This is a genomic window from Bifidobacterium breve DSM 20213 = JCM 1192 (assembly GCF_001025175.1).
GTDB classification, from domain to species: Bacteria; Actinomycetota; Actinomycetes; order Actinomycetales; family Bifidobacteriaceae; genus Bifidobacterium; species Bifidobacterium breve.
Genome location: NZ_AP012324.1, coordinates 260,510 through 272,921, shown reverse-complemented (window position 1 = coordinate 272,921; position 12,412 = coordinate 260,510). Strand labels below are relative to the sequence as shown.

Below are 12,412 nucleotides of genomic sequence, written 5' to 3'. Positions count from 1 at the left end.
TCACACCCCCTGATTGGCGTTGTAATCCTGCGGCATGTCCTTGAACTTGGACGTGGCGCCAAGGAAGGCGAGGTGGAAGGTCTCGGTCGGACCGTTACGGTGCTTGGCCATGATGATGTCGGCCTCACCTGGGCGGTCTTCCTTGTCGTAGAAGTCCGGGCGGTGCACCAGGAACACCACGTCGGCGTCCTGTTCGATCGAACCGGATTCACGCAAATCGGAGAGCTGCGGCTTCTTGTCGTTACGCATTTCCGGGCCACGGTTCAGCTGGGACAAGGCCACAACCGGCACTTCGAGTTCCTTGGCCAAGAGCTTCAGGGCACGGGAAAATTCGGAAACCTCCTGCTGGCGGGATTCCACGGCTTTACCCGAGGTCATGAGCTGCAGGTAGTCGATGACCACGAGCTTCAGGTCATTGGTCTGCTTGAGTCGGCGGCACTTCGCACGGATCTCCATGAGGCTCATGTTCGGGCTGTCGTCAATGAAGAACGGCGCGTTTTGCATCTTGTTCCAGAAATTGTTCAACGTGTTCCAGCGTTCGGGCGTGATATCGTCCGCGCGACGCAAGGCGGCCATCGGAATATTGGTCTCGGCGGAGATAATGCGCTGAGCAAGCTCCACCTTGCTCATCTCGAGGCTGAATACCACGGAAGTCATGTTGTGATGCAGCGCTGCGGCACGGGCGAAGTCGATGCCAAGCGTGGATTTGCCCATGGCCGGACGTCCTGCGACGACGATCATCTGTCCGGGCTGCAGACCTTGGGTTACGTCATCAATGTCTCGGAAGCCGGTCGGCACGCCCTTCTGGACCAGACCGTTCTGCAGTTTGTCCAACTGGTCGAGCGCGTCATGCACCACCGGGCCGATGGCGGCATAGTCCTGACGGACCTTGCCCATGGACATCTCATAGATTTCGGACTGGGCAAGATTGACCACATCCTCGGCCTGTGAGCCTTCGGCAGAGTAGCCGAGCTGTGCAATCTTGGTGCCGGCAGCAATCACGTTACGCAGAATCGCCCTTTGGTGGACGATTTCGGCGTAATACATGGCGTTAGCAGCGGTAGGGACGGAGGCCACCAGACTATGCAGATAATCCGCGCCGCCAACTTTCTCAAGATTGCCATCGGCAAGCAGCTGGTTGGCCACAAGCACCACATCCACCGGCTGGCTGGCGGAGAACAGATCAATGATGGCGTTATATATCGTCTGATGCTTCGGCTGGTAGAAGTCGGTCACGTCGATGGTCTGCGACACCTCGCCGATGGCATCCTTGCTCATCAGCATGCCGCCGAGCACGGCCATTTCCGCGTCGTCGTCATGCGGCGGCACGCGGTCAAAAATCGGGTCGCCAGCAGCTGTCGCCCCGGATGCCCCGCTACGGCTGCCACGATCGGCGCCGCCCTGATAGCTGGCGCCGCCCGAGTAACCGCCTTGATATGAAGTGTCGTTTCCTTCTGCCATAGCCACCAAGTATAGAGAGAGCAGCGCCCGACGGAAGATATCGTACGGTAACGAAGTAATTACGTGAATATGCGAGCGCCAGAAGATACCGCCCCTAGAAGCCTCCACTCCGTATTTCGCCACCGCAAAAAGGGAAGATGCGATGACTTACATATTGGTATGTGCTTATGCGTTTTTATGCACAACCAATTCAGCAGTTATTCATCAATGAGACATCGCGGCAACACGCGGAAGCTGAAATGTGGATAGAGAAAAAAGTTATCCACATTTGGGGGATAACTTTGGGGATAATCCACTGAGTTATCCACACATGGGGGATAACTTGGTGGACAAAGGGGGGATAACTTGATGTAGTCCTTAAAGCTGCTTGCGCGATGAAACAATGCATGGTATGCGTGTGAGCGTGCACATAGATCCTTCCTCCGCCGACGGCAATAGCCGAACCGTCAATCGCCGCATCATCGCGCTGGCATTGCCTACCTTTGGTCAGCTCATCGCCGAGCCGACCTTTGTGCTTATCGACACGGCCATCGTTGGCCATATTGGAGACACGGCGCTTGGGGGTCTCTCCATCGGTTCCACCATCATTCTGACCGCCGTTGGGCTATGTGTTTTTCTGGCCTACTCAACCACAGCACAAGTGGCACATCTGCTCGGTGCGGGGCACCGCCGCGAAGGTTTGCAGGCCGGTATCGACGGACTTTGGCTGGCTTTGGGCATCGGCATCGTGCTGAGTCTTGGCCTATTCGCCGGCGCCGAGCCGCTGTGCCGGGCGCTGGGCGGACAAGGTGCCGTTTTGGATCAGGCAGTCGCCTATACACGCGCCATTGTGCTGGGTGCCCCTGGCATGTTGCTGGTATACGCAGCGAACGGCATCTTCCGCGGATTGCAGAAAGTGCGCATCACCCTGATTGCGGCGGTGAGTGGCGCCGTAATGAACGCGGTACTTGATGTGCTGTTCGTAATCGTGCTGCACTGGGGTATTGCCGGCTCGGGCATAGCGACCCTGATAGCGCAATGGTATATGGGACTGTTTCTGGTCACGCCGGCCATTCTCTGGGCGCGCGCGGACGGAGCGAGCCTCAGACCGCGGATTGCCGGCATCGCTGCAGCAGGCGGCGACGGACTACCATTGTTCATCCGCACGCTGGCGATTCGCGCGGCGATGGTGGCTACCGTCGCCTGCGCGGCGCGCATGGGTACCTCTGTGCTCGCCGGTTTTCAAGCGGTGAACTCCTCTTGGAATTTCGCGATGAACATGCTGGATTCAGTGGGTATTGCCGGGCAAACGCTTGTGGCCACCGCATTGGGTGCGGGCAGCGTAAGCCGAGCCCGTCAATTGACCCGAGCAACCGGGCGTGCAGGACTGGTGACCGGCGCAATCATCGGTGTGGTCTTTGCAATAGTCGGACTATTTGCCGGACACCTGTTCTCCCCCACGCCGCATGTTCAGATACTGATTGCCGTTGGCATGGTGACTACGGGCGTGTTCTTCCCCTTACAAGGCTGGATGATGGCGATTGACGGCATTCTGATTGGTGCGCGCGATTACCGCTATCTGGCCGGCACCTGCACATTGACTGCTGTGGTCTATATTGCCCTGATACTGGTGTTGGCCAGTATCGTGACACCGATAATGCCTAATGATCTGTCACGGACCGCGATGCTCTGGGCAGCGTTCAACGTGGTGCTGATGGGCGGACGAGGCCTGTTCAACGGACTGCGCGTGCGGTCGGACGTCTGGATGAAGTAGTTCACAACAATCACGGCCGCACTTCTCTCCCCCACCCGGCTGCGCCGGGAGTCCCCTCGTCAGAGGGGACTTGGATTGCTACATCACGGCGCGCACGGCTGCGTACATGCCATGCACAATCTGTTCACGCCACTTGGACCAGCCGTATTGTTTGGTGATGCTCTCGCCGGCGGTGGCACCCAACGACGAGCCATCAGCACGGGTCAGATCGAACAGCATATCAAGCAAGAGCTTGTTATGGTGCAGACGGTCGGCCAGTTCCTCAGCCACGGCCGGGTCGTTGGGATCCTTGCCTGTGGCATATTCGGATAGTGTCAGATGCTCACGTACCAGCACGGTGACCCAATCGATAATCTCCGACGCATACCCCATACGTTTGAGAATCACCGGTACATGGCGAGCTCCTTCGGCGGCATGATCGCGCACGAATGCTCGCTTGCCGATATCGTGGGTGATGCCCGCCAGAAGCAATGCCTTGAAATGGTCGTCGTCATATCGGCCGCCGGACGGCGTCTCGCGGGTCAGCCGCGACGCGACCTCCACCATATGCCGGTCGATGGTGTACCGGTGGGCGGCCGAAGCGGACGGACGATTGCGGATGCCGAGCCATTCGGGCATCCACCGGCCGGGAATATCCACAAAGTCAATGCTCTCCCACACATCCAACAACTCAGGCCCACAGGCCAGCAGCCGGACGAACAGTTCGCGCGACTCATCATCCCATTGGTTGTCATGAATCGGACAGTTTTTGAGGTTGACGAGTGTGGACGGGTTGATGGGCAGCCCAAATTCTCCGGACGCCACAGCCGCGCGCAGCGCCAATGTCGCATTCTTGGCAGGATCGACGCCGGGGGCCAACACCAGTTCGCCCTCATGTTTGGCCACACCGGGAGCCACCACATCGAATTGCGGAGCCTCGCGTCTGCCGCCTGCGCGCTGCGAAAACATCTGGAAGAACGCGAATCGCGGCTTTTCATGGGTGAGCGAATGTTCGGCACGCGAAGCGGTGGAATCCAGCGAAAAGGAAATGCGCCGGCCTATGCGGGCGAGCAGCGTCTGCAGATCGTCAATGGAATAGGCGGCACGCTCGTTCTCCGGCCACGTCGGATCGGCAAGACCCAACATGGCAGCCACCTTGGCCTGATACGGCGTAAGCAGCAGATTGGTGTCTTTCCCGGCCGCCAGATGAATGCAATCGCGAACGTCAAGCAAGCGTTCAACGGCCTCATCGTAGCTGCCATGCGGGCGGTCGGCCAGCCATGAAGCGGCAAGCGCGGAGACCAGCACCGAATCACGCAAGCCTCCGCGGGCCTCTTTGATATCGGGCTGATTGATGTATTGAAGACGACCGAACTCGTCCAGTCGAGATTTAGCCGAGTCGAGCAGCTCGGGCAGCCTCTTGCGCGCGGCCTTGCGCCATCGTTCCAAGATGGAGGTGGCAGTGGTCTGTATCAGTTCCGTATCTCCGGCGATAGGTTTGACATCAAGCCACCCCATGGCGGCGGGCAGGTCATGATCAGTGACCTCCTCGCACTGGGCGCGGGTGCGAATCGAATGGTCGAGGTCCAAGCCGCTATCCCACAGGGGGTACCAAAGTTTATTGGCCAGTTCATTGAGTTGCTGGTCGTTGAGGGCGCGGGGCTCATAGATGATGACCAGGTCAAGGTCCGAGCTGGGGCCGAGCTGCCCTCGGGCGAGGGAACCGACCGAAGCGAAGCCGATACCGGAATCGGGCACGCTGAATGAAACACCTTTGCAGGCTTCTTGCCATAACTCGGTGAGGCACTGCATGGCCAATTCCGTGCGGGCCTTACGCTTGGCTGAACCATTCCGGTAGATGCCAGCGTCATCCGGCTGGCTCATATCCATGAATCGTTGCTTCAAGCCATCTACTGCTGACGCCATCGCTCCATCTTTCATCGATGATGATGTCATTTCGCGTTTCAAGGGGCTGATTTGTCGTTTCCCGGAGGTCTATCTCCGCTTCAAGGGGCTGCCACCAATTCGTATACAGCTTATTCGGAGATCGAGCTCTACGTCATTCCGCCATTCTCAGAGCGCGGATACTTCACCAACAGCCCCTTGAAACGGAAGTAGACCTCCGGAACAGGATGAATCAGCCCCTTGAAGCCCAAGTACCCCAACCACCACAAAAATCCCCGCACGGCCATACGGCAGCGTGCGGGGATCTGTCTATTTGATAACCCGAACCTCTCTCCGGGGAACGGACGCCTTATCAGATTGCGGCGGAACCGGTCTCGCCGGTACGCACGCGGGTCACGGAGTCAAGCGGAGCGACCCACACCTTGCCGTCTCCGATGGTGCCGGAGCCAGCGGACTTAACGATCACACCGACCAGCGTCTCGGCGTCGGCGTCATCGGCCAGCACCTCAATGCGAATCTTCGGAATCAAATCCACGGTGTATTCGGCGCCACGGTAGACCTCAGTGTGACCGCGCTGACGGCCGTAGCCGTTAGCCTCGGACACGGTCAGACCGTGCACACCGGCGGCCGCGAGGGCCTCCTTGACGTCATCGAGCTTATGAGGCTGAATGATAGCGGTGATCAGCTTCATTTCACTTCACCTCCTTGAGAACGGAGCTGGCAGTACCAGCAAAATCGTAAGCACGTTCACCCTGGTCGGCAAGGTCGATGCCGCCGACTTCCTGGGCTTCGGTGACGCGCCAGCCGATGGTCTTCTCCAGAGCGAAGGCGATGATCGCGGTGATCACTGCGGAGTAGAGGATGGCGACAAGAGCGATGACCAGCTGAACGACGAGCTGCTTCCAGTCGCCACCAGCCAGCAGACCAGTGCCTTCACCGAAGAAGCCGATGAGGATAGTGCCGGTGAAACCACCAACGCCATGCACGCCGACGACGTCGAGGGAGTCATCGTAACCGAACTTGAACTTGAGACCGCAGGCCAGGCAGGTCAGAACACCAGCGATGGCGCCCATCACGATGGCCCACAGCGGGGAAACCACATCGGCGGCTGGGGTGATGGCAACCAGACCGGCGACCATACCCGAGGCGGCACCCATAGCGGTGTAGTGACCGGAGCGAATCTTCTCGGTGAAGCCCCACGAAAGCATTGCGGCGGCGGTAGCAGCGGAAGTGGAAACCCAAGCGTAACCAGCCGTACCGTTGGCGGCGAAGGCGGAACCGGCGTTGAAGCCGAACCAGCCGAACCACAGCAGGAAGGCACCGAGCATCACGAACGGCACGTTATGCGGACGGAACGGCTGAGTGCCGAAGCCCTTACGCTTGCCGATGATGAGCACGATAATCAGGGCGGCAACTGCGGCGTTGATGTGGACGACCGTACCACCTGCGAAATCGTGGGCGGCGGCGCCGATGGCCTTGGAGATGGCGCCGTCAGCAGACAGCAGACCGCCGTTCCAGACCATGTGGGCCATCGGAGCGTAGTCGAAAGTGACCCACAGCGCCACGAAGATCATCCAGGTGCTGTACTTCACACGCTCGGCGATGGCGCCGCAGATCAGGCCGACGGTAATCATCGCGAAAGCGACCTGGAAGGCAACGTCCACGGAAACCGGGTAGTTGTTGCCGTTCAGACCGGTGGCGGTAAACACGCCATCCTGAGCCACCATGGAGTCCTTCAGCAGGAAGCCGCTGGCCGGATCGCCGAAGATGCCGCCGATGTCGGAACCGGCGTAAGCAATCGACCAACCCCACAGGGTCCAGATAATCATGGTGACTGACAAGGCAGCCGCCTCAAGCATCAGCATGTTCAGGACGGCCTTAGCACGAACCATACCGCCGTAGAAGAACGCCACACCAGGCGTCATGAGGAAAACCAAGGACGCGGATGTCAGGATCCATGCGGTGTTGCCGGAATCAATCGCTCCCATGTCTACCTCCCTCTCTTTCGTTCAGGGCACCGGGGGCTTTGCGCAGCCGGCGTCGACTTTGTCTCTACAATGCCGTCCCCCTTATGGGGGCTAACAGTTCGTCAGTTAAAGCCGGTCGCGTTTTGGTTTCGTTACGACAAGTTACGCGATTGTTAAGCGTGGCTGGAAGCGTACGTGCGACCGCTCGGGGAAATTTTGGCGCGATTCCAACGGATATGACGAAGCCCCGACCATGTTTCGAGCATGATTCGGGGCTTGGTTTATAGGTAAGTCGCGCGTTTTGCGCTCTCACAACGTGGACGTTGGCTTACGCGAGAATGCCGTCTACGAAGCCTTCGGGATCGAACGGCGCCAGATCGTCCGGGCCCTCGCCAAGACCCACAAGCTTGACCGGCACGCCGAGCTCCTTCTGCACGCTGATCACAATGCCGCCCTTGGCGGAACCGTCAAGCTTGGAAAGCACCACACCGGTGATACCGATGGCTTCAGCGAACACCTTGGCCTGGGCCATACCGTTCTGACCGGTGGTGGCATCAAGCACAAGCAGCACCTCGTCCACCGGCAGGTTCTTCTCAGTGACACGACGGATTTTGCCGAGCTCGTCCATCAGGTTCGCCTTGTTCTGCAGACGGCCTGCAGTGTCGATGATGAGCACATCCGCATTCGCTTCCTTGGCTTTGGCGGATGCCTCAAACGCGACGGACGCCGGATCGGCACCGTCCTTGTCGGCGCGGACTACCGGTACGTTGACGCGCGCGCCCCATGTCTCAAGCTGATCGGCGGCAGCGGCACGGAAGGTGTCGGCGGCGCCCATGATAACCTGCTTGTCTTCAGATACGAACAGTCGTGCCAACTTGCCAGCCGTGGTGGTTTTACCAGTGCCATTAACACCGACCATGATGATGACACCGGGCTTGTTGGCACCCGGCTTCTCAACATTGAGGCGACGATCCGTGTCACGGCCAACCAGGTCAAGCAACTTGTCCTTCAACGTGGCTCGCACCTCGGCGGGGTCGGCCTTACCCGTGATGCGGGCATCGGTTTTCAGATCGTCGACCAGTTGCGCGGAGGCCTCGGCGCCGACGTCCGCCAGCAGCAGTGTGTCTTCGACATCCTCCCAATCAGACTCAGACAGGTTGTCCTTGGCCAAAATGTCGAACAGCGCTTTGCCAAAGGGATTGCCGGATTTGGCGAGCTTGGCCTTGAGCCGGGTCAGGCGGGAGCCGACTGATTCCGGAGTTTCCGTCTTGGCGGGTTCGGGTGTGGACTCGGCCGCAGCCGGCTTGGCAGCAGGGCTAACGGATTCGGCGTCCGCAGCGGACTTGCCCGTCGCAGCGGTACCGGCCGCAGCACCTCCGGCTTTCTCGCTCTCTTTGGCAGCCTCAGCTTCCGCTGTCAGTCGCGCATCGGCAGCGGCCTTGGCATCGCGGGTGCGCTTATCATCGGGAGCAGTCTTGCCCATCGCACGATCCAAATCGCGCTTGCGGGACTTGCCCGGCCACACACTCAGGGCGATTACGACAATCGCCACCACAATCACGCCAGCAATGGCGAGCACAGTATTCATATCCATATCTGCCAAGTCTAGCCCGCAGACGGAATCCCCGCCGATTCCAGCCGCCGACTAAGCTGGAGTTTTATGGCACATTCTTCACGCATGACATCGCTGCAGCGGCGCGAACAGCTGATTGAAATCGGGCGGGCATTATTTGCCGCCAAAGGCTTCGAGGCAGTGAGCGTCGAGGAGATTGCGGCACACGCCAAGGTGTCCAAACCGATTGTGTACGAGCACTTCGGCGGCAAGGAAGGCCTGTACGCCGTAATCGTGGATCGTGAGATGCGAGCGCTGACCAGTGTGCTGGAAGCCGCATTGGATGACCCGACCGTAAATCCGCGCCAGATTGTGGAACGTACGGCACTGGCATTGCTCACCTATATCGAAGAGAACGCCGAAGGATTCCAGGTGCTGGTACGCGACTCGCCCAGCACCGATCCGTCCGGCTCGTTCAGCTCGCTGTTGGGCGATATCGCCGTGCGCGTTGAAGATATTCTTTCCGAAACATTCAAACGGCAGAAGCTCTCCGTTAAGGGCGTGCCATACTACGCACAGATGCTGGTGGGCATGACCGTGTTCACCGGCCAGTACTGGGCCGACCGGCCCAAGGTGAGCAAGGAGCAGCTGGCCGCGTACATCGTGGACCTGGCATGGCATGGCCTGAGCCGGCTCGATTCCAAGCCGCAGCTGTTGTTTGAAGGCGTCAAGGCCCGGAAGGAGGCCGAGCGCCGGGCCAAACGCGGGATCGATGCCGAAACACCGGTCCCGGACGGCGAGGCATCATCGCCCTTAAAGCAGACGGACCTCGACCACACGCTCAGGGAAGATTCAGGGTTGCAGAATGTGAGTTCAGGGAAGCAGGTTGCGCAACACTCTGCCGAGCCGGAAGCCGAAGTGCTACGGTTTGAACAGGAAACTGAACAGAACGACTAAATATGTGAGGACGTAAGGCTTTCATGACCAACACGGCAAAGACGCTCACCTTTGTAATCCCCGCATACAATATGGAGTCCTATCTCGACCGTTGCGTGAACTCGCTGCTTTCGGCGAGCGACACCCGCGACCTCGAAGTGCTGATTGTGGACGACGGTTCGAAAGACGGCACGCTGGAGTACGCGCGTAAGCTGGAACGCACCAATCCAGGCGTCGTGCGGGCGATTCATCAGGAGAACAAGGGTCACGGCGGCGCGGTGAACACCGGTATCGCGGCGGCGACAGGCATGTATGTCAAGGTGGTGGATGCGGACGATTGGGTCGACCCGCAGGCCATCGACACGGTTCTGGCCACGTTGCGCGCGCAACGTGAGGCCAGCGAGCCGATCGACATGCTGGTGACCAACTATGTGTATGACAAAGTGACCAAGCGCCACAAGATCGTGGTGAATTTCCGTCATGTGATGGAGACCGGCCGCGTGCTCGGCTGGGATGATCTGGGCAAGTTCGGCCTGGCTCAGTACATCATCATGCATGCGCTCACTTTCCGCACGCAGGTGGTGCGCGATTCCGGGCTGCAGTTGCCCGAGCACACGTTCTACGTCGATTTCTATTACTCGTACCAGCCGTTCCCGTGGGTGAAGCGCATCCAGTATCTCGATGTGCCGTTCTATCACTACTTCATCGGGCGTGAGGGCCAGAGCGTGCAGACCGACGTGATGATTCGCCGCGTGGACCAGCTGCGGCTCGTCAACCGGTTGATGACCGAGGCCACGCCCGAACGCGGCACAGTGCCGGAAGGCCTGTACCGGTACATGATTCACTTCCTGGCAATCGAGTCATGCGTGACCTCGGCGTTCCTGATCCTTTCGCGCGATCCGGCCAATTATGTTAAGAAAACCGAGCTGTGGGACGCGATTGACGCCTATTCACCGGCCATCGGCAAGGATGTGCGCGCCAAACTGATGTCCCGCGCGCTCAATTTGCCCGGCAAACCCGGCCGTTGGATCGTGCGCAACGGCTATCTCATCGCCGAGCGGATCGTCGGCTTCAACTAGGCCAAGGTTTGCCCCCCGCTGACACACCAAGCAGGGGGCATAACTATTACCAACCGATGTTTTGCTACTCGGCCCAGCGGTCGGACATTGCAAAACTGTTGTGCATCAAGTTGCTGGAGGTGTACAGCACGTCGTTCAGCAGCTTGGTCGTGTGTTCGCGCAGGTAGTCGGCCATGTCGTCGTTGGCCTGCTCCAACACGGTCGGCACATCGTGCGCGACCTCACCGCCAGCGGCCAACGAAGCATCCGTACGTTCGACAAGCTGGTGACCGAACGCGCGCACACCCTCGGCATAGCCCTCGATGAACCGGTTCGTCTCATACCAGTGCGCGTCGGCCACAACGGCGATCAGGCGGTTCGTCCAATACAGGTTGCCAGTGGAGACTTCGGGCGTGGTGTCACGCAGGTAGGCAGGCGTATCGTTGACGTTTGCGTAGAACGGCGCAGCAGCAGTGAACGGGCCGGAACCGAACGACACCCACATCACCGTGCGATTGGCAGCCGACACATACGGACGAATCTGAATCGCCACCATATGGCCGGTGCGGTTCACACCAATCGGACGGTACCGGTGGCGCGATTCCGACGTACCGGTCGTACCATACGGGTCGTATGGCGTGCCTTCGAAGTGTGAGGACAGCAGGAAATCGACGTCCTCAAGGCTCACCTTGTCTTCCGGTACGCGACACCACGGAATGTCATCGGATTCAGGCGTATAGCGGGCGGACGGCGAATCCCAGTCCTCGCTCGGGTTGAGATGACGCTGCATGTACCAAGCGCGAGGCGTGTTGTAAATATGGTCTTTGGCAGTGGCGGCGCCGAAGGCCTTACGCGGGTTGAAACGGCCCGACGTCGCACCCATCGTGCGGTCGAGGTGATGCACCGCCATGAACTCGCGCAGGTCGGCGCTGCACATGTATTCACGCCGTTCGCCGAATGCGTCCGCGAGGTCGAAATCATCGATACCGAGCTGGTTGGGGATGGTGGCGTAGCAATCATCGGGCACGCGGCGGGCGATCCAATGGTGGCCGCCGATAGTTTCGACGTACCAAATCTCGTCTACGTCAGAAATGATTACGCCGTTCGATTCGTAGGTGCCATAAGTTCCAAGCAGCTCGCCCAACCGAGCGACGCCTTCACGAGCGGTGGCGACATATGGCAGCACGAGGGTGATGATGTCCTCTTCGCCGATGCCGCCCGGCTGTTCGGCTTGATAATCGGGGCTGTTGGGCTCGCTAACGGCCGGCTTGAGCTCGACCATCGGGTCCGCTCCAAGCACGCGCTCGTTGACGGCGATGGTTTCGGTGGCGCTCATTGCCACATTGTGTTCATTGGCACCGGCCTCGGCCAGCACACCACGATTGTTCAGCACATTGGGAGCGATGGTGTAACGGCAGGGATTGTCCGGCAGGTCGATTTCGACGTGACTGAGCACACTGCGGTAGTGGCGCGGCTGGTCTTCAGGGGCGACGGCGACGAAACGCTTGGGATCGTAACGGCCGGAGCCTGAATCGTCGTCGCGGGCGATGATGGTGGAACCGTCGTAGCTGGCGTTTTTGCCGACAAGAATCGTGGTGCATGACATGGAGTACCACTCTAGGAGCCGGGCTGGTCGAACCAAAAATCCTTGGAACCATTGCGATTCTAAGGATTCACTCGTGCCCCCCGTGGGATTCGAACCCACAACCCACGACTTAAAAGGACGCTGCTCTAACCGTTGAGCTAGAGGGGCAACTCTACTAAACTACACACCGTCTTGGGATATTTCAACTACGGCGTT

9 protein-coding genes and 1 tRNA gene are annotated in these 12,412 nt (G+C 59.3%); 3 read left to right on the top strand and 7 right to left on the bottom strand.

The features are described from left to right. Window positions 1–1,461, bottom strand: coding sequence for a replicative DNA helicase (gene dnaB / locus BBBR_RS01025; protein ID WP_014483383.1), 1,461 nt, complete (start codon window positions 1,459–1,461; stop codon window positions 1–3). A gap of 382 nt (window positions 1,462–1,843) precedes the next feature. Between dnaB and BBBR_RS01020 the strand changes: the two genes are divergently transcribed. After that, window positions 1,844–3,214, top strand: coding sequence for an MATE family efflux transporter (locus tag BBBR_RS01020; RefSeq protein ID WP_003828099.1), 1,371 nt, complete (start codon window positions 1,844–1,846; stop codon window positions 3,212–3,214). A gap of 78 nt (window positions 3,215–3,292) precedes the next feature. Here the strand turns inward: BBBR_RS01020 and BBBR_RS01015 are convergent, their stop codons facing one another. The 4 genes from BBBR_RS01015 to ftsY form a co-directional block, all read right to left on the bottom strand. Continuing rightward, entirely contained in the window at window positions 3,293–5,119 is a 1,827-nt protein-coding gene (locus tag BBBR_RS01015) for a [protein-PII] uridylyltransferase family protein (RefSeq protein ID WP_025262711.1), read from the bottom strand. A 331-nt stretch (window positions 5,120–5,450) separates the two neighbouring features. Beyond that, window positions 5,451–5,789 (bottom strand): P-II family nitrogen regulator, encoded by a 339-nt coding sequence (locus BBBR_RS01010; RefSeq protein WP_003828096.1) that lies wholly within the window; start codon window positions 5,787–5,789, stop codon window positions 5,451–5,453. 1 nt (window position 5,790) lies between these two features. Continuing rightward, the gene (locus tag BBBR_RS01005) at window positions 5,791–7,086 is read right to left on the bottom strand and encodes an ammonium transporter (protein WP_003828095.1); all 1,296 of its coding nucleotides are present in this window, start codon (window positions 7,084–7,086) and stop codon (window positions 5,791–5,793) included. A 307-nt stretch (window positions 7,087–7,393) separates the two neighbouring features. After that, window positions 7,394–8,659 carry a signal recognition particle-docking protein FtsY gene (ftsY, locus tag BBBR_RS01000; protein ID WP_003828093.1) on the bottom strand — a complete coding sequence of 422 codons (1,266 nt, stop codon included), beginning with the start codon at window positions 8,657–8,659 and terminating at the stop codon, window positions 7,394–7,396. An 84-nt stretch (window positions 8,660–8,743) separates the two neighbouring features. Here ftsY and BBBR_RS00995 point away from each other — a divergent pair, with 84 nt between their 5' ends. Both BBBR_RS00995 and BBBR_RS00990 read left to right on the top strand, forming a co-directional pair. After that, on the top strand, window positions 8,744–9,574 hold the full coding sequence (locus BBBR_RS00995) for a TetR/AcrR family transcriptional regulator (protein ID WP_003828092.1): 831 nt from the start codon (window positions 8,744–8,746) through the stop codon (window positions 9,572–9,574). 23 nt (window positions 9,575–9,597) lie between these two features. Beyond that, window positions 9,598–10,632 carry a glycosyltransferase family 2 protein gene (locus BBBR_RS00990; RefSeq protein ID WP_003828091.1) on the top strand — a complete coding sequence of 345 codons (1,035 nt, stop codon included), beginning with the start codon at window positions 9,598–9,600 and terminating at the stop codon, window positions 10,630–10,632. Between the two features lie 64 nt (window positions 10,633–10,696). On the opposite strand, the gene BBBR_RS00985 is transcribed toward BBBR_RS00990, so the two are convergent. Continuing rightward, window positions 10,697–12,217 carry a C69 family dipeptidase gene (locus BBBR_RS00985; protein WP_003828090.1) on the bottom strand — a complete coding sequence of 507 codons (1,521 nt, stop codon included), beginning with the start codon at window positions 12,215–12,217 and terminating at the stop codon, window positions 10,697–10,699. A gap of 74 nt (window positions 12,218–12,291) precedes the next feature. Further along, window positions 12,292–12,364: transfer RNA gene (locus BBBR_RS00980), tRNA-Lys, on the bottom strand. Window positions 12,365–12,412: the final 48 nt, after the last annotated feature.